Source organism: Pseudoalteromonas sp. SG43-4, assembly GCF_014164325.1.
In the GTDB taxonomy this organism is placed as follows: domain Bacteria; phylum Pseudomonadota; class Gammaproteobacteria; order Enterobacterales; family Alteromonadaceae; genus Pseudoalteromonas; species Pseudoalteromonas distincta.
Genome location: NZ_JACJFB010000002.1, coordinates 55,091 through 77,826 on the forward strand (window position 1 = coordinate 55,091; position 22,736 = coordinate 77,826).

Below are 22,736 nucleotides of genomic sequence, written 5' to 3' on the forward strand. Positions count from 1 at the left end.
ATCATTCCTCGTTTAACATAGGTAGGTCTAAATTTTGTTCTTTAGCGCAGTTTTTTGCTATGTCGTATCCGGCATCAGCATGGCGCATTACACCTGTTGCAGGGTCGTTCCACAGTACGCGAGCAATACGCTCTTTAGCTTCATCAGTACCATCGGCAACAATAACTACACCAGAGTGCTGACTAAATCCCATTCCTACACCGCCACCATGATGAAGCGACACCCAAGTAGCGCCACTTGCGGTATTAAGCAGTGCGTTGAGTAATGGCCAATCTGATACTGCATCTGAGCCATCTTTCATGCTCTCTGTTTCGCGGTTAGGGCTGGCAACTGAGCCAGAGTCGAGGTGATCGCGACCAATAACTATAGGGGCTTTAAGTTCGCCATTTTTAACCATTTCATTAAAGGCCAGTGCAAGGCGTGCTCTATCTTTTAGGCCAACCCAGCAAATGCGTGCAGGTAAACCTTGGAATTGTATGCGTTCCCGCGCCATATCAAGCCAGTTATGTAAATGTGCATCATCAGGAATAAGCTCTTTTACTTTAGCGTCGGTTTTATATATATCTTCAGGGTCGCCTGATAATGCTACCCATCTAAATGGTCCAATCCCTTTACAAAATAAAGGGCGAATATAGGCAGGCACAAATCCAGGAAAATCAAACGCGTTGGTAACACCCTCATCAAACGCCATTTGACGAATATTATTACCGTAATCAGTAATGGCGGCACCGGCTTTTTGTAGTGCTAGCATAGCTTTAACTTGGACTGCCATTGATTGTTTAGCGGCTTTTACTACGGCTTTTGGATCTTGCTCACGCATTTTTGCTGCGTACTCCATTGTCCAGCCTTGTGGTAAGTAACCATTTAATGGATCGTGAGCAGATGTTTGATCTGTGACTACATCAGGGGTAATGCCTGTTTTAACCAGTGTACTAAATACATCGGCAGCGTTACCTAGTAAACCCACTGAGAGGGCTTTACCTTTAACACATGCATCGGTTATTAATTGCAGTGCGTGTTCAAGATTTGTTGCTTTTACATCAACGTAGCCTGTTTTTATACGAAAATCGATACGGCTTTCATCACATTCAACAACCAGTGCACTAAACCCAGCCATTGTAGCTGCAAGTGGTTGCGCACCGCCCATACCACCAAGACCACCTGTTAATACCCATTTACCACTAGCGCTACCTGCAAAATGTTGCTTTGCCATAGCTACAAAGGTTTCGTAAGTTCCTTGTACTATGCCTTGCGAGCCAATATAGATCCAAGAACCCGCCGTCATTTGCCCGTACATCATCAAGCCTTTTTTATCGAGCTCGTTAAAGTGCTCCCAATTTGCCCAGTGTGGAACAAGATTTGAGTTAGCAATAAGCACGCGAGGAGCATTACTGTGGGTTTTAAATACACCAACGGGTTTTCCTGATTGTACAAGCAGGGTTTCGTCGCTTTCGAGCCTATCGAGGGTTTCTATAATTTTGTCATAACTTGGCCAATCACGAGCTGCTCGGCCAATACCACCATATACAACAAGTGCATGAGGATGCTCTGCAACTTCAGGGTCTAAGTTATTCATTAGCATGCGCTTAGCAGCTTCTGTTTGCCAGCTTTTAGTACTTATTTTATCTCCGAGAGGTGCACGTATTACGCGACTTGTGTCGAGTCGGTTGTTCATGTTTTGCTCCTATTGTATATACAAGGTGATTTGTTATAAAAAAAGCGCAGTAAGCGCTATTGTTTGTTATTTTTTAAATGTTAAGTGGCCACCTAAGCGATATTTACTGCCTGGTGATACAAGGCGCGCAAAGCTTACAATGCCTTTAACAGACCAGGTGCGTCGGATCACTTGTAAGCATGGCTCTTCATTATATAAATTTAACCATTGGCACATTTCGCTGTTTGGCATAATGGCCTCTACTGTATGCCTTGCTTGGGTAAGTGGGGCAACACTAGATAGATATTCATGTGGTGTAAGCGTGCTGAAGTCTTGTTGTAAGTAGCCAGTCGCAAGGGCAGGATTTACAAAACGCTCTTCTAGCTGCAAAGGGCTGTCGTTTTCGTTATGCACAAGTACACTTCGATATACAACACTGTCAACCTCAACACCAAGTGCAATGGCAATAGGTGCTACTGCATTTATTGATTCGAGTATGAGTACACTACAGGTGTAGTTGCCGTTACGCTCTTTTACTTCATCAGCAATATTTTTTATTTCAAGTAACGATGACTGCGATTTAAATGTAGCTACAAATGTACCTAACCCTTGGCTGCGGGTTAAAATACCTGCCTCGGTTAATTCGCTTAGTGCTCTGCGGGCTGTCATCCTGCTTACACTAAATTGACTACTTAGTTCGTTTTCAGAGGGAACACGTTGGTTTTCTTGCCACGTACCGCTGCGAATTTTATCAACAATGAATTGTTTTATTTGCGCAAATTTAGGTGTCGTCATTAAATTTATGGTTACATTAAAAATAAACTATATAAATAAGATGACACAATTATCTTGTATATACAAGATGGGTTGTTAGACTATATTTTCATCACTCTGGGCGTAAAAAGGGCTAAAAAATGCAAAGCACAACACAAAATTATGAGTTAGAAGAAATCGACTTACTTTTAACTGATGCCAATATTGCCACTATGGATAGCAATATAAATGCCCCTTATGGCGCAATCGAAAATGCTGCTATAGCCATTAAAAATGGTAAAATTGCGTGGATTGGAGAGCAATCAACATTGCCTAGTTTTGATGTGTTTGCAACGCCGACATTGAGTGTAAAAGGACAGTGGTTAACGCCGGGCTTAGTAGATTGCCATACTCACTTAGTATTTGCAGGTTCAAGATCGCAAGAGTTTGAACAGCGTTTGCAAGGCGTAAGCTATGAGCAAATCGCAGCACAAGGCGGTGGCATAGCAAGCACGGTTAAAGCCACAAGAGCAGCCGACCGTGAACAATTGTTTGTTGATGCAAAAGATCGCTTAAATACGTTATTAAAAGAAGGTGTAACCACCGTTGAAATAAAGTCTGGCTATGGGCTAGATACTGAAAACGAGATAAAAATATTAGAAGTCGCTCGTTTATTAGGTCAACATCACCCTATTGATATTAAAACTACTTTTTTAGGGGCGCATGCTCTACCGCCTGAATACAAAGGCCGTGCTGATGAATATATTGATTTAGTGTGTACTGACATGCTTGATCAGGTAGTGGCTAATAATCTTGCTGATGCAGTCGATGTATTTTGTGAAAATGTTGGGTTTAGTTATTCGCAAACCAAACGTGTTTTCCAGGCGGCTAAAAAGCATAACCTCCCAGTAAAATGCCATGCTGAGCAGCTATCTAATCAACAGGGTGCTAAGCTGGTGGCGCAGTTTAATGGCCTTTCGGCGGATCATATTGAGCATCTAGATGAAGAGGGTGTAAAAGCCATGGCAGACGCTGGGACGGTAGCGGTGTTATTGCCAGGTGCATTTTATTTTTTAAGAGAAACTAAATTCCCACCTATTGAATTACTTAATCAATATAAAGTACCGATAGCTATTGCGAGTGATTTTAACCCAGGTACTTCACCGCTATGCTCAGTGCACTTGATGATGAACATGGCATGCACATTGTTTAGATTAACACCTGAGCAAGCATTAGCTGGTGTTACTCGAAATGCAGCTAAAGCACTAGGGTTAGACGACCGTGGTATTTTAAAGGTTGGCGCAAGAGCTGATATTGCGCATTGGCAAATAAGTCATCCATCACAATTAAGTTACCAATTTGGCGTAAATAAACTGTTAAATTTATGGATTTTGGGTAGAATTAATTAGTTTGTATTATTTTTACCCACATATAACTTGGTTTAAACTTTTTTAGCGAATACGGATGCCGTTAATTTGAACATACTAACCGACAGTAATTTCCCAATATTTTTTAGTGGTGCACTATTAATGGCGATGATCGCCACTTTATTTGCTGTTAAAAATACCAGTATTAAATTTAGTTATTTATGCACAGCTGCTGTTGGTTTAGCTATTTTAAGCAGCGGTGCGGCTTGGCTTGCTATTTTACTAGCCTTTGGGTTTTGTTTTCACTTATGGCAAGCATTTGAGCGAAATAATTGGAGCATGATAATTACCAGCTCAATGGCTGGTCTTTTATTTGTTGTTCTATTTTCAGCTCATTTATTATTGGAAGTTCCGCTATTTTGGGTTGTGTTAGCAATATTATTATTAGCTATTGTTGGCTTTTTAAATGATGAAAGTGCTGAAATAGAAGTCGTTATAGAGCCAGAACCTGAAGGTGATGCATTTATTGAAGAGTCTCCGCTTTCAGTTTTTGCAGATAGAAAACAGTTACGCCAAGGTTACTATACATGGTGCGACAACAAACAAATAAGCGCAGCGTTAATCGTTATTCGCCTTGAAGGCTTTGAGCAAGTTAACCAGCATATTGGACGCGACTTTGGCGATATACTGTTAGCGCAATCGGCTAATCGAATAAAAGAGCTACTTTCAAGTGACGAAATAGTGACTTTAACTGGACAAGAAAAGCTAGCCCACTTAGGGGGTCTTAACTTTGCATTTATTTGTAGTTTCGCGAATCAAAAACACTTACATGAATTAGTTATTGACCAAATACTGGGTGCAACGCTTAAGCCATTTAATGTTGCTAACTGCACTGTAGAAGTAAAAGCGAGAGCGAGTTATGTTGATTGTAATGAGCAAGATAACAACTTTGATAATTTAATATCGTACGCATATCTGGCACTCGATAGCCACCCAGATCGCAAGGTTGTGCCTTATCATCAACAAATGATGATTGAATTGCGAGAGCAACAAGCGCGACTAAAGGAATTAGCAAATATTGATTTTTCGAGCGAGTTAGAGCTTTATTTTCAGCCTATTATTTGTAACGAAAACGGTCAAATTGAGTTTTTAGAATTACTACTGCGTTGGCAGCACCCTAAGCAAGGGATTTTATCCGCTAACAGGTTTATCGACGACATTAGAATTGCAGGGCTTGGTTATCCACTCGCTAAATTTGTAATAGAGAGAGCTGCTGAGCTTGCAATGGCGCTTAGAATAGAAGGTATTTCTATACCGCTTAGCATTAACGTTTTTGGTCCTGAAATGCTTAACGAAGAGTTTATTGAATTTGTTGATGTTGTTTTAAGTGAGCATCACTTGGAAGCTGGCGATTTAATTGTTGAATGCCCTTTGCATATTTTTGCGGGACTAGATGATAAAGGCAGAGGCATGATCGCAAGGCTTAATAACATAGGCTTAAAAGTATGTGTTGATGGACTTGGTGATAACCCGGTACTGCTTTCTAAGTTACCAAGCTTAGCGGTAGAGTATATTAAGGTTTCACCTTCACTCACTGCTGACTTTAGTAATCAAAACAATATACGCAGTTTAGTTAGCGGAATGGTTGAAATGCATAACCAACAAAAAACAAAAGTGATTTTTGAAGGGGTAGAAACACTTGAGCAACTTAAGTTTGTAAAAAGCTTAAAAGGTTATGCTGCCCAAGGTTATTACTTTGGTCACCCGCTAAGTAGTATTGGTTTAATGAGCTGGCTAAAAGAGTGGCGATTAGTTCAACAGCGCTAAGTGTTTTCTTTGGCTTGTAGATAGCTATTCACAAGTGCACTGATCACTTGTCCTACATGGGCAGCACCGGCCTCAACTCCGTTAGGGTGCTGGCTAGGCGCTGCTTCACATAAATGTAAGTACTTAGAGTCGCGATGGTTTGCTGCTAAATGCACAAAGTGCTCAGTGTCATTCACACTAAATCCGCAACATGTGTACGCACTCACCGGCATGTAAGTAATACTATCTAAATCAACTTCAATACCCAGTGGTAAATCGTTAAAATTACTTAATGCGTTTTCAATTGCCTGTGTGAGTGTAATTTTTCGCTTAACTTGTATTGATTGATAGCTATCAAACGTAAAGTTAGCTTCACTCATTGCATCTATAATTGCTTGATTGTTTTTTATCTCATGTAAGCCAATAACGTGGTAATTACTTAGATGTTGCTCGTTATAAGCGTAGCGAAAGCCATTGCCGCTATGGCGACCTTCACATTCTCTAAAGTCGGCATGAGGGTCAAAGTTGATAGCATTAATAGGTGTATTTTTTGACTTACTCAGGGCACGGATAATTCCCAAGCAATTATTATGACCTCCGCCAATAACGATTGGCTCAAGCCCCGCTTTAAAAATAAGGCTCAATACCGACTCTACGCGTTCATCAAGCTGTTGGCATAAATCTCGTAATTGAGTTAACTGCTGGCCTTGCTGATTATTAAGCTGGTTGCTTTGCGCCATTAAATCATCAGTATTAACTTCACCCAATAAAAGCACTTTTTGAGTGGCAATAAATTGATTGTGAGGTTGGTTTAAAAAGCGTTTTAAAAAAGCCGGCCATGCTTCGTTTGCACCGCCATTTCCTAAGTTTGCTTTTGGGCCGATATCTTCGCAAATACCCAGAAGTACATAGCGGATACCAAATTGAGCAGCGTCAATAAGTGCTTGTTGCAGGTTTACTTGGGTGTCGAGCAAGGCCATTGATTGCCATGCTTTTTTCTCATTTGCGCGGGTAGAGCAAAGTGTTCTAACCGCGCTTTCATCATATACTTTTAAATGGGAAGTCACGTTATACTTCTACAACTTCCAACTCTAATTCTTCTGCAGATAAAACAATGCCTGTGCTATCAGCATAAATAAAGTCGTCATCAAAAAATGATACCCCAGCAAAGTTAACGCCTATAGCATCTTCACCAGCACCTTCGCTGTCGGCTGCAACAGGGATTGAAGCAATTGCTTGAATGCCTAAATCAAGCTCTTCAAGCTCATCAACGTGGCGTACTGCGCCGTAAACAACAATACCATTCCAGTTGTTTTCAAGTGCTAGCTCAGCCAGTTCAACGTCGATTAGTGCGCGACGAGTTGAGCCGCCACCATCAATAAGAAGTACTAGGTCTGTACCATCTTGAGAAAGTAATTCGCGGATGAGTTCATTATTTTCAAAACATTTAACCGTTTTAATGCGGCCACCAAAGCTGTGTCGACCACCAAAGTTGATGAACATAGGCTCTAGCACGTCAACCACGTCAGCAAAGTGGTCGCATAAATCAGAAGTGCTGTAATCCATTATTTTATCCTCAAAAGGTACATTAATTTATATCTCAGTATACCCTCCTTATAAGCAATAACAACGACTTAATCGCAGTAAATTTAGGCAAAACAAGCGCTAAATCATTAATCGCAATAATAGTGTATTAAAAGCGTCACTCAATTGTTATTTACAACACATAAGCTAAATCGGTGTTCATATGTTATGCGATGAGGGATGGTGATGAATAATAATATGCTTAAAAAGGTAACTCAGATAGATGAGCAATTATTTTTAACTTTGTTTAATTGCAATTCACCGAGGTGGTTTAAAACAATGGCCTTTGGTTTGTCTAAAAGCGGTGATGGTGGGCTTTATATATTAATATGCTTAGCAGTGTGGTGGCTTAGTAATAATGAACAGCACCAATTATTGCCTGTCACTATATTAATTGGTTTTGCTATAGAAAGACCTATTTACCTACTAGCTAAAAATAGATTTGCTCGGATCCGTCCATGCGACTGCTTAGTAACAAATGCCTATATAGTACCAAGCGATAAATTTAGTTTACCATCGGGTCACAGTGCTGCAGCCTTTTTAGTGGCAATTATATTAAGCCATTTTTTCCCAGAATATGCATTACTACTATTTAGTTGGGCTACCGGCGTTGCTATGTCTCGTGTGGTATTGGGTGTGCACTTTCCTGCTGATATTATAATAGGCGCAACGATTGGTAGTTTTTGTGGTTTATTTGCGTTAGCACTCGTGGTGCCTGCATGAAAATATTGTATGGAGTACAAGGTACCGGTAATGGTCATATAACGCGCGCTCGGGTTATGGCAAGCTGCTTTAATAAGCTCGGTATTGATGTTGATTATGTGTTTTCAGGGCGCGCAAATAAAGATTACTTTGATATGCACGAATTCTCAGATTATAAAGCGTATCGTGGTTTGTCGTTTAGCACTGAAAATGGGCAAGTTAAAAATTTAAAAACACTTAAAAACATGCGAATTTGTAAGTTGGTGAGTGATATAAAATCGCTTGAGATAAAACAGTACGATTTTGTACTTAACGACTTTGAGCCTGTGACAGCATGGGCTGCAAAACGGGCAGGTATACCCGTTATTGGCATTAGTCACCAAGCAGCATTTTTGTCAGATAACGTACCTATGTTTGGTCGTGGCGTACTGAGAAAATCACTTATCAAGCATTATGCACCAGCGACTACCTACTTAGGCGTGCACTGGCAACCATTTGCAAATAATATAATACCGCCTTTTATTGCTCATCATAATCACGACAACCCTGTAGCAGTAATGAACAAGGTATTGGTATATTTACCTTTCGAAAACTTAGATAGCGTTGTTGATTATTTAAAAGACTTTCCCGAAAAAGAATTTTATTGCTATCACCCAAATGCCAGCAATCAGTCTTTTGGACATATACATTTACGAGCCCCTTCACGTTCTGGCTTTTTAAACGACTTAGCAAACACAAGTGGCGTTATTGGTAATGCGGGATTTGAGCTTGCCAGTGAAGCGCTTAAGTTAGGTAAAAAGTTACTATTAAAGCCTTTAGATGGTCAGTTTGAGCAAGCAGCAAATGCACAAACTTTATTTGCCATGGGCATGGCGCATGTTATGAACTATTTAAACCCACAAGCCCTTGATGATTGGAATAGCGCGCCGCAAAACAAGCAAATAAATTACCCCAGCGATCCCGCGCCTTTAATTGATTGGTTGGTTAAACAACAATGGAATAACACACAATCGTTACATAAAGGTTTGTGGGATAGTGTCGCCTTATAGCCATCACATTTAAACTGTTTAGAATTACCAATAATAAAAAGTTAAATTAATTAGTCGCTGTTGATCTATTAGCTATAATACAAATGCATATTTAAAAAAGGCGTTAGCGATGAATTTTTTACAAAACTTAACAATTAAACGACGTTTACAACTAAACGCAGTCGTTGTTGGTTTAGCAATGGTGGTCCTTTTATGCGTGATTATTTTTGAATCACGTACAACCTTGAGCTTAAACAAGACTATTCAATTAGCAGAAGAGCTCAACGTACATGCATTAGCATTGCGTAAACATGAAAAAAACTTTTTGTTTTATAAACAAGAAGACGCGTTAACTGCATTTGAAACGGATTTTGAGCAGTTAAGTGATAAAGTAAAAAAGTTACAACAGTTAATGGCTAACCAAAGTATCGCACAGGAGCAGGTCCAGCGCTTTGAGCAACTAATAAATAGCTATAATAATGATTTTGAAACTGTTGTTAAGCTTCAAAAAGAGATTGGTTTAACCCCGACCGACGGGTTATATGGCAAGCTTAGAAGCTCGGTTCATGAAGTTGAGCAACTATTAAAAGAGCAGCAAAATTACCAGCTGCTGTCGTCAATGCTGCAACTAAGACGCTCAGAAAAAGATTTCATGCTGAGATTTGATATTAAGTACCTAGGGCGTTTTAATGAGGGAATTAATACATTTAAGCAGCAGGTAGCTGCAGCACAGCTGCCAAGCGACTATAAAGCACAAATTAATCCTTTGATTGATATATACCAAAGCGAATTTCAAACACTTGTGCAGGCGCAAACTAAGCTAGGGCTAGATCTTGAGTCAGGCGCACTTGGAGTAATGCGTGACAGTGTAGATAAAAGCGACGCCATTGTTTCTAAAATCGTTAAAGACACTAAGTTACAAGTAGAGCAAAGTGTAGAGCAGGCTCAATTTTTAGCTATTTTGGTATTTGTGATTGCAGGTGTGATTGTATTAGCACTCGTTTATTTTACAAGCCACTCCATTATTGTACCTATTGAGCGGGTTTATCACACCATTAACGATATTCGTCGTAATAATGATTTGAGCGTGATGATAGAGCAAACTGGTAAAGACGAAATTACCACCATGACGGTCGACTTTAATAGCTTAATAGGCGATTTTAAGAACTTAATTAACGAAGTTAATGGTGCTTTAAACACGCTTAATGTAGCAACAGAGCATTTATCACAAAGTACCGCAGCAACAAGCTCTGGTATGCAAGAGCAACTACATGAAGCCGACATGGTTGCAACGGCAGCCACCGAAATGCAGGCGACGATTCAGGATATTTCACATAATACTGAGGCGGCTGCGAAAAAAGCAGAGTCAACAAATTTAAGTGCACAACAAGGGCGTAGTGAAGTAGATTCTACCGTTAAGCACATTAGGGCCCTATCTGATTCGCTGGGGAATGCATCAAATGTAGTGTCGCAACTTGAAAAAGATGGTGAAACAATTGGTTCAGTGCTTGATGTAATTCGAGGGATTGCAGATCAAACAAATTTACTTGCACTTAATGCGGCAATAGAAGCGGCCCGTGCTGGTGAGTATGGTCGTGGTTTTGCTGTTGTTGCAGATGAGGTTCGTTCATTAGCAAAGCGTACTCAAGAGTCTACAAGTGAGATTGAAGGTATTATAAGTACCTTACAGCAGCGTACTCAAGAAGTGGTGAGTATTATGCACAAATGTCGCTCTCAAGGTGATGAAAGTGCCTCGCAAGCAATTAAAGCAGGTGAGCTATTAGGCGCAATTACTGAAGATGTACAAACAATAATGGAAATGAGCTCTCAAATAGCGGTTGCTATTGATGAGCAAAGCCAAGTGGCATCAGAGGTTAATAAAAATGTAGTAAGAATTCGCGATATTGCACAAGACGCAACTGAACATGCCGCTAACAATGCGCAAACAAGTGAAGAGGTCTCTGAGCAGGCTCGCGTTCTGTTCACTGCAATTGATAAATTTAAGGTTTAATAACGCTTAATAGAACGGGCCTATAAAGTTTAAGGAACAAATTTTATAGGCACGCTATCTTTACTTTTTTCGTGTTCAGTTACCCGCGCTAAATATTCACTCCACAATATATCTTGTTGCTGTTGTAGTTTTTCAAAGTAGCGCCAGCTAAATAGTCCGCTGTTATGGCCATCGTCAAAATCTAAACGAAGTGCGTAATGCCCAACAGGTACAATACTTTTTATTCCTACAGCTTGCTTATTAAGTACTAGCTTCATTGGGCCAGAGCCATGGCCCTGCACTTCAGCTGAAGGGGAGTGTACACGTAAAAACTCACAGCCAAATACAGCTTTACTGTCATCATCAAAGTAAACATCTAGATTTTTACTTACACTGTGGTAATGCACTTTTGTTACGTGTTTCATTTAATATATCCCATTAAAAAAGCCCCCAATCTGGAGGCTTTTAGTATAACGTTTATATTCGTTTTATAGAATAAAGCGGCTTAAGTCTTCATCTTCAACAAGTGCACCTAAGTGTTTTTCAACGTAAGCGGCGTCGATTACTAATGACGAGCCTGCTTTTTCAGAAGCATCGTATGAAATTTCTTCCATCAATCTTTCCATTACAGTGTGTAGACGACGAGCACCGATGTTTTCGGTTTTCTCGTTAACTTGCCAAGCTGCTTTGGCAATACGCTCAATTGCATCGTCGCTAAACTCAATCGATACCTGCTCAGTTTTAAGCAGCTCTCGTTGTTGCTCGGTAAGCGATGCATGAGGCTCTGTAAGGATGCGTTTAAAGTCATCTGCAGTAAGTGCTTCAAGTTCTACTCGAATCGGTAAGCGGCCCTGTAGCTCTGGGATCATATCTGATGGCTTTGCCATCTGAAACGCACCAGAGGCAATAAACAGCATATGGTCTGTTTTAACCATTCCGTGCTTAGTATTTACAGTTGAACCTTCAATTAGCGGTAGTAAGTCGCGCTGAACACCTTCTCGGCTCACATCTGGACCTGAAGAATCGCCGCGCTTACAAATTTTGTCTATTTCATCAATAAACACAATACCGTTTTGCTCTACTGCAAAAATAGCTTGCTCTTTTAGCTCTTCAGGATTTACTAATTTAGCGGCTTCTTCTTCCGTTAATAGTTTGAAGGCTTCTTTGATTTTTAGTTTACGCTTAGTGCGCTTATCGCCGCCCATGTTTTGAAACATGCTTTGTAGCTGGTTGGTCATATCTTCCATACCAGGAGGCGCCATAATTTCTACGTTTGGTTGTGCTTGTGCTAAATCGATTTCAATTTCTTTATCATCTAGCTGACCTTCACGTAGCTTTTTACGGAACGTTTGGCGAGTTGATGAGTTATCATCACGCTGCGTTTCGCCGTATTGATCTTTCGCTGGTGGTAAAAGGGCATCTAAAATGCGCTCTTCTGCTGCTTCTTCGGCGCGATGTTTAAATTTCTTAGTCTGCTGTTCGCGAGTCATTTTAATTGATACATCGACTAAATCGCGGATGATAGTCTCAACTTCTTTACCAACATAGCCAACTTCAGTGAACTTAGTCGCTTCTACTTTAATAAAGGGTGCGTTAGCAAGTTTTGCTAATCGGCGGGCAATTTCTGTTTTACCTACACCGGTTGGACCAATCATTAAAATGTTTTTTGGTGTTACTTCGCTGCGTAAATCTTCTTTGAGTTGCATGCGGCGCCAGCGGTTACGAAGTGCGATAGCCACTGCTTTTTTTGCTTTAGCCTGACCTATAATGTGCTGATCTAGCTCGTGAACAATTTCTCTTGGGGTCATATCAGACATGATAGTTCCTATTATAATTCTTCGATTGTTTGGAAGTTATTAGTAAATACGCAGATGTTGCCTGCAATAGTTAAGCTTTTCTCTACTATTTCACGAGCGCTTAAATCTGTATTTTCTAAAAGGGCGGTTGCAGCTGATTGTGCAAAGTTACCACCACTGCCAATTGCAATTAGGTCGTTTTCAGGTTGAACCACATCGCCATTACCGGTAATAATTAAAGAGGCTGTTTCGTCTGCAACAGCGAGCAGAGCTTCGAGTTTTCGAAGTGCACGGTCGCTGCGCCAATCTTTAGCCATTTCTACTGCGGCTTTAGTCAGGTTTCCTTGGTGCATTTCTAATTTGCTTTCAAAGCGTTCGAAAAGAGTGAAGGCATCAGCAGTACCGCCGGCAAAACCAGCGATTACTTTGCCATTATAAAGACGTCGAACTTTACGGGCGTTGCCCTTCATTACGGTATTACCAAGAGACACTTGGCCATCGCCGCCAATTACAACCTTGTCGCCACGGCGTACACTTACGATAGTAGTCATGTTATTCCTCATCATCGAGCTGCAGAGGCAACTCGTAAAAAACGATTATGAAGAGGTTATATGGGTGAATGGTTTATTTTCAAGTCCAGCCCCAAATTCCGCAGCCGACTATTTTTACACGTTTAAGTTTGTTTTTATCACTTTCGGCTTGGCGTTTGGTTTTATATGGGCCTAAGCGCACTTTATACCAAGTACCATTGCTGCCTTCAGCCTGTTTTATTTCAGAAATGAGGCCTGCAAATGCTATTTTAGCTTTTAGCGATTCCGCTTGTGCGTGGGTTTTAAACGAACCACACTGCATAACGTAAGGACCTTTTTGCTCAAGTTCTTTCACTTCAACTTGAATCTCGTGGTTTCTAATTTCTTTAATAAACTCTGGTGTGCGTGGAATAACCACTTCTACTTTTGCGGGCGCAGTGGGGTTTGCTTGTTTTTCGACAAGTTTTGGATCTGCATTACTTTTTATAAACCATAATGTATAAGCAAAACCACCGACGAGTAAGATGGCTATGACAGCTAAAAGAATAGGAAATGGTTTTTTAGCGGGTGCGTTTTTTTTACTGTTTCTGCCTGCAGGCTTTTTGTTAATGTAATCGTGCTGTGCCATGGTGTTATTTTGGCCTTAACCTAAATCATGTCTATAGGGTCTACGTCTAAGCTCCAGCGTACTTTTTGTGCAAGTTTACTTGAACTTAAATAATCAACCATTTGCGCAAGGTACTGATGTAATATGCGGCGATCTTGCGCTTGAATATGTAATTGAAAACGATACATACCTGCGACTTTTTCAAGTGGAGCAGGGATCGGACCGAGCAATTGTATACCAGATACCCCATTCACAGGAACCAAATCCGTCAAAAAATCGACGACTAGCTTAATGCTGTGTCCTTGTGCACGGACAATAGCCATATTTGTAATGGGTGGTAAGTCTGCATCATCGCGTTCACTCAGTGCAAAGCGAGCAAAGTCTTGGTAACCATTATTAACTAAGTCTTGTAAAAGTGGGTGTTCTGGAAAGTGTGTTTGTAATAATACTTGGCCAGGTTCCCCTGAACGCCCAGCTCGCCCCGCGACCTGAGTAACTAACTGTGCTAAATGCTCTGTCGCCCTAAAGTCGCATGAGTATAAACCGCTATCTACGTCTAAAATTATAACAAGGCTTACATCTGCAAAGTGATGGCCTTTGGCAAGCATTTGTGTGCCAACTAAAATGCGTGCACCGCCTAGGTTTATTTCATCTAGTGCTTTTTCAAGGCTGCCTTTACGGCGAGTTGAATCGCGGTCTATGCGAGTAACGGGTGTATCTGGAAACTCGGTCGATAAAAACTCTTCAATTTGCTCTGTACCTTTGCCATTTGGAAATATTTGCGTACTTCCACAATCAGGACATTGGTGAGGAACAGGGTATTGATCGCCACAGTGATGACAAATCATTTGCCCAATCGCTTTATGAAATGTGGCGCTGGTACTGCAGCGTTTACATTCACTTAGCCAGCCACATTCATGGCAAATAAGAGTGGGTGAAAAACCTCGGCGATTTAAAAAAACCATAACCTGTTTACCGCGATTTAAGTGTTGGCGCATAGTTGCAAGGCTTGCATGTGCAATACCTGCTTGGTCGGGTTGGCCTTTCATATCGAGTAACTTAAATTGGTTATCTGTCGCAGTTTGCGCGCGCTCGGTTAAACTTAGTAGCTGATATTTGTTATTAATTGCTTTGTGAAGTGTTTCAAGTGCGGGTGTAGCACTGCCTAATATAAGTGGTATTTTATGCTGAAAAGCTCTGTATGCGGCCAAATCACGAGCATGGTAACGAAGGGTATCTTGTTGCTTAAATGATGAATCGTGCTCTTCATCGACAACTATCATACCGAGTTTTAAAAATGGCAGAAAAATACTCGAACGTGTGCCTATAACTATTGCACAACTGCCTTTTTCGCAAAAACGCCATGTTTGCAATCGCTCGTTGTCGGTAAGGGCTGAATGCCAAAGCATAATGGGTGTATCAGGAAAGCGGCGACGAAAACGGTTTACAGTTTGTGGCGTTAAGCCTATTTCTGGCACTAATACTAATGCTTGCTCACCACGTTTGAGTACTTCTTCTAGGCACTGTAAATACACTTCTGTTTTACCACTGCCAGTTACGCCTTCTAATAAAAAGCTGCTAAATCCACTACTTTGATTTATTGCCGTACAGGCAACCGCTTGTTCTTTATTAAGTACTGGTTTATTACCGACAGTTGGAGCAACACTTTGCCATTGGTTATCGTGCTCAATAGTTTGTGTTATGAGTTCTTTATCTATTAGGCTATCGATTGTTTTTTTACTAAAGCCAAGAGCTTTTAATTCGGTTAACGATGATTTCCCCGATTGCGATAACTGCTTTAATAAATTGAGCTGTGTTTTAGCTTTTAATGACGGTACTTTTGCACCTTTTTCTGTCAGGGCAACCATATTAATACTGGTTTTATCTGGCGATTCACCTTGGCGAAGTACACTCGGTAGCGCTATGTGAATAGTTTCGCCTAAGGGGTAGCAATAATAGCGGGCAGTAAAGCTAAGGAGTTCTAAATGTTGGGCACTTAAAATAGGGATGTCGTCTATTACCTCTATAATATTCTTAATTTTATCTAAAGGGACGTCGGTACTGTTTTTAATACCCAGAACAACAGCTACTTTTTTTTGATTACCAAAAGGTACTAAAACCCGCATGCCCGGTAGTATGGGTGTTGATAAGCCACTGAGCTGCTCTTCTATTTTATAATCAAAGGTGCGTGGAAGCGGGACTTTAATAGCAACTTCAACAAAACTCATAACAACTCAACCCGTAAAATTAATGCTGTAATGTACTAAAAATACCGCTAAAAACCTACTAGCAATAGTACTTGAGAAAGAGATTGTTCACTTTTTTAGCGAAAAGATAAATAAATACTTGTGCAGGGGAAGGTTGTTGGATAAAATCCGCCACCAACAAATTTGTTTTAACGACGTATGGTGCCAGACTTCGGGTTTGGAGAGCGATGCGGCCTTAACTAGAGGTTCCTATGAAAGAAGGTATTCACCCTAAGTACGAAGTAATTTCTGCAACATGTTCATGCGGAAACAAATTCGAAACTAGCTCAACTCTTTGTAAAGACATTCACTTAGACGTATGTTCTGCGTGTCACCCGTTTTACACTGGTAAGCAAAAGATTTTAGACACTGGCGGCCGTGTTGATCGCTTCAACAAGCGCTTCGGTGCACTTAGCAGCAAGAAGTAATTATTGCTGTTTAGTTAAAAAAAGCACCTTAGGGTGCTTTTTTTGTGTCTAAAATTTACCACTTCTTATCTTATTTAGCTTGCTCGAGCTACATCACACCTTGCATAACTATTTCCTATTCTTATTCTGAGTATGCATAAACCTTTGCAGACAAATTGATAGATATTCTCTATATTTTAAATAGTACAAATTTTAACTAGGTTGATAAAAGTAGCTAACGTGGGCTTATCTGTTTTTAAAGTAGTGTAGTAGGCTGTTATTTTAAGTTTATGATGATGCGTTAAACATACATTTTTTTAATATTTTAATAGACATAAACGCACCTCAAAACTTACTTTTTTGGTGAATTTTTATTTATCAAATGTTTATATAATCCTGCAAAGTTACTGAAAAACCTCTTAAAATTAAAGGATATAGCATATAACAGGATAGACCTGATATTGCTTGGAATTTAAAAATAATAAGGGTATCGTACCCCAAGACTCCACCTCTCACTTTAACTTAAATTGCAGGATACCATCGCGTTATGTCTGACTTTCGTGAACAAGCACTACATTATCACTCACATCCCGTACCTGGTAAAATTAGCATTGAGCTAACAAAACCAGCTGAAACAGTTCAAGACTTAGCCCTAGCTTATAGCCCAGGTGTCGCTGAGCCTGTACGTGAAATTGCCGCAGATCCTGCAAATGCATATAAATATACCGGTAAGGGTAACATGGTTGCGGTTATCACTAATGGTACTGCAATTTTGGGCTTGGGTAATTTAGGTCCTTTAGCGTCTAAACCAGTAATGGAAGGCAAGGCGTTATTGTTTAAACGTTTTGCAGGGCTTGATTCTATTGATATTGAAGTAAAGCACAAAACAACAGAAGACTTTATTAACACGGTTGCCAATATTGCTGACACATTCGGTGGTATTAACCTTGAAGATATTAAAGCACCAGAGTGTTTTGAAATTGAAAAAGCATTAATAGAGCGTTGTAGCATTCCTGTTTTTCATGACGACCAACACGGCACCGCCATTGTTACGGCTGCCGGCATGTTAAATGCACTAGAAGTACAAGGTAAATCAATTGAAGATGCAATAATTGTATGTTTAGGTGCAGGCGCTGCTGCAGTTGCGTGTATGGAACTGTTAATTAAGTGTGGTGCACTGCGTGAACACATTTATATGCTTGACCGCAAAGGTGTTATTCATACTCGTCGCGATGATTTAAATGAATATAAACAGCTTTTTGCTAACAATACCGATAAACGCACATTGCAAGATGTAATTGCAGATGCTGATGTGTTTGTTGGTGTTTCGGGTCCTAACTTGTTAGCTGCCGAAGATTTAAAACTAATGGCAGAAAAGCCGGTCGTGTTTGCATGTTCAAACCCAGATCCAGAGATCGATCCTGCACTTGCACACGGCGCACGCAATGATTTAATTATGGCAACAGGGCGCTCTGATTACCCTAACCAAGTAAATAATGTTTTATGTTTTCCGTTTATTTTCCGTGGTGCACTTGATGTACGTGCAAGCGCGATTAACGATGAAATGAAAATTGCTGCAGTTGAGGCTATTCGTAGTATTGCCAAAGAGCCTGTACCTGCAGAAGTTTTAAAAGCCGCAGGCGTAGATAAGCTAGAGTTTGGTGCGCAGTATATTATTCCAAAACCAATGGATCCGCGTTTACTACCGCGTATAGCTAAAGCTGTAGCACTTGCTGCGGTAGAGTCGGGTGTTGCGCAAATTGACTTGCCTGAAAACTATATGGCGTAATATATAACGCTTAAACAAAAAAACCTCAGCAATGCTGAGGTTTTTTGATTAAAAAGGTAATGATTTATTCTTCGTTTAAAATAGGCACTTCTAAACCCATTTCTTGCATTATCTTTTTAACTTCTTCTGGTACTTTTTCTGCGTTGTCTTTACGTAGGTCATCGTCATTTGGTAAAGGTTGACCAGTAAATGCATGCAAAAACGCCTCACATAGCAATTCACTATTTGTTGCATGGCGAAGGTTGTTGATTTGACGACGCGTACGCTCATCCGTTAAAACTTTTAATACATTTAGTGGGATCGAAACGGTGATCTTTTTAACTTGCTCTGATTTTTTCCCGTGTTCTGCGTATGGGTGAATATACTCACCATTCCATTTAGCCATAAGATGTATCGTTGCCTCAGATTATTAATTTCTCACACGGTATAAAAAGCGTGTAAATATGCGTGAAATTCTATCGATTTAAAAAAGATAGTCAAATAATAGATACCGATCTATCTTAATAAGCCTATTTGGGATGTAAAAATAAGCTCACTTTTGTGAGCTAAAATGTGATACTAGCAAACGCCTTACCTAACTTTAGCCATCTAGAGCTTTAAAATCCTTTGACTTATTAAAACGGATAACTTACTCTTTTAGACGTCTAAACATCCAAATTAATCAGGTGACGAATATGAGCGAAAAAAACAAAGCGACCATTGCTGTACGTAACGGCGTTGATGCTGATAAACATCATGGTGCAGTGGTGCCGCCAATTTATTTATCAACGACTTATTCGTTTGCCGACTTTGATACTAAGCGTGAGTATGATTATGGCCGCAGTGGTAACCCTAATCGTGATATTTTAGCAGAGACGCTTGCTAAGCTTGAAGGTGGCGCTCGTGGCATAATTACGGCCACTGGTATGGCTGCCGTGCATTTAGCTACTCAGCTACTTAACAGTGACGACACGTTAGTAATTCCACATGATTGTTATGGTGGAAGCTATCGTTTATTTACATCGTTACAAAAACGCGGACTATTGAAGCTTGAAGTATTAGATTTAACAAAAGAAGAAAGCCTTCAACAAATTTTAGCAATTAAACCTAAGCTTATTTGGATAGAGACTCCAAGTAACCCAGTACTTCGTTTAACCGATATTAAAGCGGTTACCGATGTTGCTAAGCAATGCGGTGCATTGGTTGCCGCAGATAACACGTTTTTGTCTCCTGCCTTACAAAACCCTATTAAGTTTGGTGTAGATATTGTGGTGCATTCAACTACTAAATATATTAACGGGCACTCAGATGTAGTGGGCGGCGCTGTTATTGCTGCAACACAAGAGCTTGGTGATGAGCTTGCTTGGTGGGCAAATAATATTGGTATTACGGGCGCCCCTTTTGATAGTTATTTAACGCTTCGTGGTCTACGTACTTTAAATGTGCGCTTAAGGCAGCACCAAGAAAATGCGCTAGCAATAGCTGAGTACCTTGAAAGTTCCAATTTTGTAAGCCAAGTTTACTATCCTGGACTTGAGTCGCATCCTCAACATGAACTTGCTAAAGCACAACAACTTGGCTTTGGTGGCATGGTTAGTTTTGATATTAAAGGCGATATAAACGACGCGGCAGCATTTTTAACTAGCCTTAAAACGTTTAGTTTAGCTGAGTCACTAGGTGGCGTAGAGAGCTTAATTTGTCACCCTGCAACTATGACGCACGCAGGTATGGAGGCAAAGGCACGTTTAGAAGCGGGTGTGGGCGATACGCTTATTCGTATTTCGGTTGGTATTGAAGATATACACGATTTAATAGCTGACTTTGAACGAGTATTTGAACTTGTAAAACCAGGGCAAAATAAAAATGTTGGCCGTGTAGGCAAAGGTGCTGGCACTTCTGGTGGAAACGTTAAATTAAGTGCAGCCCGTCCAGCGCTTTGGTAATTAATACCAATCCGCAATAATACCTAATCAATTTGAGGGATTAAACCGCACGATAACATCGTTAAAAATTCCTAATATAGAACAACTAAATAACGAAATTTTTGCCTTGTTATCGATACGGTTTTCTTACCTCAAAATAGACAACTTAATTAAGCGAATTGGTATAAATATGGTCAATTGTGTACATAAATTTGGTGGTTCAAGCTTAAGCTCTAGTGAGCGCTATCAAAGCGTAGCTAAAATAATTATTGGGCATACTCAGCCGGGCGACTGTGTTGTGGTGTCTGCTGCAGGTAAAACTACAGATACACTTGTGTCGTTGTGGCAAAGTTATCAGCTGCAAGACACGCAAGCTGTCGCTGATATTTTACTGCAGTTAAATAACCATCAAAGCGATTTAATTGAGCAGTTATTACAAGCTGATTTAAAGCGCTGCGCACTTAGAACACTAAATACCGAGCTTAGTAATATTGCAGAACTTGCTCAAGCTGAGCAGCTAAAAGAGGCTGCGTTACTTGCGCACGGGGAACTGTGGTCAGCACGTTTACTCGCTACTTATTTACAGCAGCTAAATATTGAGGCGTGTGCTCAAGATGCCCGTAGTCTTTTTACCTTAAACGATGGTGAATTAATGCATGCGCAAAATGCGCAGCAATGTCGACAGTCAATTTTACCTAATAAGATAAATGTTGTTACTGGGTTTATTGCCGCCGATACGAAAGGTGAGACCGTAACACTTGGACGCAACGGTAGCGATTATAGTGCAACACTACTTGCAAATTACTGTGATGCTAAGCAGGTATGTATTTGGACCGATACACAGGGTGTGTTTAGCACTGATCCTCGAAAGGTAAAAAAGGCGATTAAGTACGGCAAAATTTGTCGCGGACAAGCTAATTTATTAGCTCGTTTGGGTAACCCTGTATTACATGCAAAAACACTATCGCCACTTAAAAACAGCGATATTAAGCTAGCTGTTCGTAGTAGTTTTGATGTGCAAGCAAGCCCAACAGATATAGTAAAAGAAGGTTCAGCAAAGAAAAAGCGTTTTATAACCACGCTGCAAAATGTTGATTTGTTAATGGTTGAAGGATTAAGTGAAGGTGAGGTCGCAAGCGTTAGTCAGCTTATTCAGCATAGCCTTCATCATTTTAACCATAATGGTGAAGTGTATTTAGTAGTACCGGCTGCACAAACATATCAAGTTATTAATTACTTTGCTGGTAGAGCTAATATTAGTGAGTCAAATTTAAATGGCTGTGCAATTGTTGCCCCTGAGCAAGACGTTAGCGTATTAAAACTGCAAGCTTTAGAAGTATTAGCTGAGCAGACTATAAAACCGCGTTTTGTGCATCAAGATAATGGTTATGCTTTATTACTAACAGACCAATTTATAGATAGCGATATACAAAGCGCCTTACACGATAAGCTAATCAATAAAGGCCAAGAAATAGCCGTTATAGTTGCGGGCCTTGGCAATGTAGGCGATGCTTTTATTGAGCAGTTATCGGCACAATTTGAGCGTTTATCAGACGACTTTAGTATTAAATTGGTAGCGCTGGTTCGCTCTAAACATATGTTATTTAATGCAAGTGGCATAAATATATCGCAATGGAAAACTCAATGGCAGCATGAGGCGAATAGCTATGAAGCTGCGGATTTACTTAATGCGATAAGCGAGCTTGACTACGAACATAAAGTTTTAATTGATATTACTGCAAGTGAGCAGTTTAGCTTTTTATATACAGATTTTGTAGACCGAGATTGTCATTTAATTAGTGCTAACAAATATGCAGGTACAGCACCTACTTCTTGGTATAAAGCACTTCGTAGTAACCTTGGCGAACGTAATTTACATTGGCGATATAATACAAGTGTAGGTGCAGGCTTGCCTATCAATTTTGCTTTGGCTGATTTGCAAAATAGTGGTGATAAAATTACGCGTATTGAAGGCGTGTTCTCGGGTACACTTTCGTGGTTATGTAGTAAGTATGATGGTACCACTGCTTTTTCTGAGTTGGTATTAGAAGCTCAGAAAATGGGGTTCACAGAGCCTGACCCTCGCGAGGATTTATCTGGACGAGATATGCAGCGTAAGTTACTTATTTTAGCCCGAGAGTTAGGTATAGAGCTTGAGCTTGATGATATTAGCTTATCGGCATTAATGCCCGGCGATCTTGCGCTAGGAAGCTGGGAAGACTTTCTAAACAATAAAGCCCAGCTAGATGCGTTCATTGAAGAGCATACTGATACAGCAAAAGCTAATAACTCAGTACTGAGATACACAGGCCTATTAGATATAACAAAAACTGAAGTTATCGCTAAAGTAGGAATTACGTATGTGACCAATGGAGATGTGTTAGCAAACCTTACACCTGGCGATAATATTTTTGTAATTAATAGCAAATGGTATAGTGATAACGCGCTTGTGATTCAGGGGCCTGGGGCTGGGAAAGAAGTAACCGCTGCGGGTGTACACTCTGACTTATATTGGCTTGTTCAAAACTTAAAATAAGCCATTATTTAAATTAAAACGGCAGCTTAAATAAGCTGCC

19 protein-coding genes are annotated in these 22,736 nt (G+C 40.3%); 9 read left to right on the top strand and 10 right to left on the bottom strand.

Annotation, left to right across the window (positions count from 1 at the left end; genetic code table 11):
- Position 1: 1 nt before the first annotated feature.
- Positions 2-1,675, bottom strand: a complete 1,674-nt coding sequence (gene hutU / locus H5160_RS02290) for a urocanate hydratase (protein WP_182736610.1) — start codon at positions 1,673-1,675, stop codon at positions 2-4.
- Positions 1,676-1,741: 66 nt separating this feature from the next.
- A complete protein-coding gene (gene hutC, locus H5160_RS02295; protein WP_024596303.1) occupies positions 1,742-2,449 on the bottom strand; it encodes a histidine utilization repressor in 708 nt (235 codons plus the stop codon).
- 119 nt (positions 2,450-2,568) lie between these two features.
- On the opposite strand from hutC, the gene hutI reads away from it, so the two are divergent.
- The gene (hutI, locus tag H5160_RS02300; RefSeq protein ID WP_182696196.1) at positions 2,569-3,816 is read left to right on the top strand and encodes an imidazolonepropionase; all 1,248 of its coding nucleotides are present in this window, start codon (positions 2,569-2,571) and stop codon (positions 3,814-3,816) included.
- Between the two features lie 120 nt (positions 3,817-3,936).
- Entirely contained in the window at positions 3,937-5,601 is a 1,665-nt protein-coding gene (locus tag H5160_RS02305; RefSeq protein WP_165723729.1) for an EAL domain-containing protein, read from the top strand.
- Here the strand turns inward: H5160_RS02305 and H5160_RS02310 are convergent.
- Complete coding sequence (locus H5160_RS02310) at positions 5,598-6,647, bottom strand: formimidoylglutamase (protein ID WP_182736612.1); 1,050 nt, start codon at positions 6,645-6,647, stop codon at positions 5,598-5,600. The genes H5160_RS02305 and H5160_RS02310 overlap by 4 nt on opposite strands.
- Position 6,648: 1 nt before the next feature.
- The gene (rraA, locus tag H5160_RS02315) at positions 6,649-7,146 is read right to left on the bottom strand and encodes a ribonuclease E activity regulator RraA (protein ID WP_182736614.1); all 498 of its coding nucleotides are present in this window, start codon (positions 7,144-7,146) and stop codon (positions 6,649-6,651) included.
- 201 nt (positions 7,147-7,347) lie between these two features.
- Between rraA and H5160_RS02320 the strand changes: the two genes are divergently transcribed.
- The 3 genes from H5160_RS02320 to H5160_RS02330 all read left to right on the top strand — a co-directional run bounded on the left by H5160_RS02320 (position 7,348) and on the right by H5160_RS02330 (position 10,905).
- Complete coding sequence (locus H5160_RS02320) at positions 7,348-7,887, top strand: phosphatase PAP2 family protein (protein WP_024596307.1); 540 nt, start codon at positions 7,348-7,350, stop codon at positions 7,885-7,887.
- Positions 7,884-8,915 (top strand): MJ1255/VC2487 family glycosyltransferase, encoded by a 1,032-nt coding sequence (locus H5160_RS02325; RefSeq protein ID WP_002958362.1) that lies wholly within the window; start codon positions 7,884-7,886, stop codon positions 8,913-8,915. Before H5160_RS02320 ends, H5160_RS02325 begins: the two co-directional genes overlap by 4 nt.
- 109 nt (positions 8,916-9,024) lie before the next feature.
- Positions 9,025-10,905, top strand: coding sequence for a methyl-accepting chemotaxis protein (locus tag H5160_RS02330; protein ID WP_165723718.1), 1,881 nt, complete (start codon positions 9,025-9,027; stop codon positions 10,903-10,905).
- Positions 10,906-10,934: 29 nt separating this feature from the next.
- On the opposite strand, the gene H5160_RS02335 is transcribed toward H5160_RS02330, so the two are convergent.
- The 5 genes from H5160_RS02335 to priA all read right to left on the bottom strand — a co-directional run bounded on the left by H5160_RS02335 (position 10,935) and on the right by priA (position 16,045).
- Positions 10,935-11,309 carry a gamma-butyrobetaine hydroxylase-like domain-containing protein gene (locus H5160_RS02335; protein ID WP_182736616.1) on the bottom strand — a complete coding sequence of 125 codons (375 nt, stop codon included), beginning with the start codon at positions 11,307-11,309 and terminating at the stop codon, positions 10,935-10,937.
- 63 nt (positions 11,310-11,372) lie between these two features.
- Positions 11,373-12,701: an HslU--HslV peptidase ATPase subunit gene (gene hslU / locus H5160_RS02340; protein ID WP_024596310.1), complete on the bottom strand. Its 1,329-nt coding sequence runs from the start codon at positions 12,699-12,701 to the stop codon at positions 11,373-11,375.
- A gap of 11 nt (positions 12,702-12,712) precedes the next feature.
- Complete coding sequence (hslV, locus tag H5160_RS02345; protein ID WP_002958366.1) at positions 12,713-13,231, bottom strand: ATP-dependent protease subunit HslV; 519 nt, start codon at positions 13,229-13,231, stop codon at positions 12,713-12,715.
- A 79-nt stretch (positions 13,232-13,310) separates the two neighbouring features.
- Positions 13,311-13,838, bottom strand: a complete 528-nt coding sequence (locus H5160_RS02350) for an SPOR domain-containing protein (RefSeq protein WP_024596311.1) — start codon at positions 13,836-13,838, stop codon at positions 13,311-13,313.
- A 20-nt stretch (positions 13,839-13,858) separates the two neighbouring features.
- Positions 13,859-16,045 carry a primosomal protein N' gene (gene priA, locus H5160_RS02355; RefSeq protein ID WP_182736618.1) on the bottom strand — a complete coding sequence of 729 codons (2,187 nt, stop codon included), beginning with the start codon at positions 16,043-16,045 and terminating at the stop codon, positions 13,859-13,861.
- A 230-nt stretch (positions 16,046-16,275) separates the two neighbouring features.
- On the opposite strand from priA, the gene rpmE reads away from it, so the two are divergent.
- Positions 16,276-16,491 (top strand): 50S ribosomal protein L31, encoded by a 216-nt coding sequence (rpmE, locus tag H5160_RS02360; protein WP_002958369.1) that lies wholly within the window; start codon positions 16,276-16,278, stop codon positions 16,489-16,491.
- Positions 16,492-17,017: 526 nt separating this feature from the next.
- Positions 17,018-18,259, top strand: coding sequence for a malic enzyme-like NAD(P)-binding protein (locus tag H5160_RS02365; protein ID WP_002958370.1), 1,242 nt, complete (start codon positions 17,018-17,020; stop codon positions 18,257-18,259).
- 64 nt (positions 18,260-18,323) lie between these two features.
- On the opposite strand, the gene metJ is transcribed toward H5160_RS02365, so the two are convergent.
- Entirely contained in the window at positions 18,324-18,644 is a 321-nt protein-coding gene (gene metJ / locus H5160_RS02370; protein WP_002958371.1) for a met regulon transcriptional regulator MetJ, read from the bottom strand.
- 289 nt (positions 18,645-18,933) lie between these two features.
- Here metJ and metB point away from each other — a divergent pair, with 289 nt between their 5' ends.
- The gene (gene metB / locus H5160_RS02375; protein WP_182693844.1) at positions 18,934-20,181 is read left to right on the top strand and encodes a cystathionine gamma-synthase; all 1,248 of its coding nucleotides are present in this window, start codon (positions 18,934-18,936) and stop codon (positions 20,179-20,181) included.
- Positions 20,182-20,350: 169 nt separating this feature from the next.
- Positions 20,351-22,696, top strand: coding sequence for a bifunctional aspartate kinase/homoserine dehydrogenase II (metL, locus tag H5160_RS02380; RefSeq protein WP_182736620.1), 2,346 nt, complete (start codon positions 20,351-20,353; stop codon positions 22,694-22,696).
- Positions 22,697-22,736: the final 40 nt, after the last annotated feature.

What these genes read in the sequence shown, in the direction of transcription:
- hutU (WP_182736610.1), bottom strand. Translation starts at nt 1,675, where the DNA reads ATGAACAACCGACTCGACACAAGTCGCGTAATACGTGCACCTCTCGGA.
- hutC (WP_024596303.1), bottom strand. Translation starts at nt 2,449, where the DNA reads ATGACGACACCTAAATTTGCGCAAATAAAACAATTCATTGTTGATAAA.
- hutI (WP_182696196.1), top strand. Translation starts at nt 2,569, where the DNA reads ATGCAAAGCACAACACAAAATTATGAGTTAGAAGAAATCGACTTACTT.
- H5160_RS02305 (WP_165723729.1), top strand. Translation starts at nt 3,937, where the DNA reads ATGGCGATGATCGCCACTTTATTTGCTGTTAAAAATACCAGTATTAAA.
- rraA (WP_182736614.1), bottom strand. Translation starts at nt 7,146, where the DNA reads ATGGATTACAGCACTTCTGATTTATGCGACCACTTTGCTGACGTGGTT.
- H5160_RS02325 (WP_002958362.1), top strand. Translation starts at nt 7,884, where the DNA reads ATGAAAATATTGTATGGAGTACAAGGTACCGGTAATGGTCATATAACG.
- H5160_RS02330 (WP_165723718.1), top strand. Translation starts at nt 9,025, where the DNA reads ATGAATTTTTTACAAAACTTAACAATTAAACGACGTTTACAACTAAAC.
- H5160_RS02335 (WP_182736616.1), bottom strand. Translation starts at nt 11,309, where the DNA reads ATGAAACACGTAACAAAAGTGCATTACCACAGTGTAAGTAAAAATCTA.
- hslU (WP_024596310.1), bottom strand. Translation starts at nt 12,701, where the DNA reads ATGTCTGATATGACCCCAAGAGAAATTGTTCACGAGCTAGATCAGCAC.
- hslV (WP_002958366.1), bottom strand. Translation starts at nt 13,231, where the DNA reads ATGACTACTATCGTAAGTGTACGCCGTGGCGACAAGGTTGTAATTGGC.
- H5160_RS02350 (WP_024596311.1), bottom strand. Translation starts at nt 13,838, where the DNA reads ATGGCACAGCACGATTACATTAACAAAAAGCCTGCAGGCAGAAACAGT.
- priA (WP_182736618.1), bottom strand. Translation starts at nt 16,045, where the DNA reads ATGAGTTTTGTTGAAGTTGCTATTAAAGTCCCGCTTCCACGCACCTTT.
- rpmE (WP_002958369.1), top strand. Translation starts at nt 16,276, where the DNA reads ATGAAAGAAGGTATTCACCCTAAGTACGAAGTAATTTCTGCAACATGT.
- H5160_RS02365 (WP_002958370.1), top strand. Translation starts at nt 17,018, where the DNA reads ATGTCTGACTTTCGTGAACAAGCACTACATTATCACTCACATCCCGTA.
- metJ (WP_002958371.1), bottom strand. Translation starts at nt 18,644, where the DNA reads ATGGCTAAATGGAATGGTGAGTATATTCACCCATACGCAGAACACGGG.
- metB (WP_182693844.1), top strand. Translation starts at nt 18,934, where the DNA reads ATGAGCGAAAAAAACAAAGCGACCATTGCTGTACGTAACGGCGTTGAT.
- metL (WP_182736620.1), top strand. Translation starts at nt 20,351, where the DNA reads ATGGTCAATTGTGTACATAAATTTGGTGGTTCAAGCTTAAGCTCTAGT.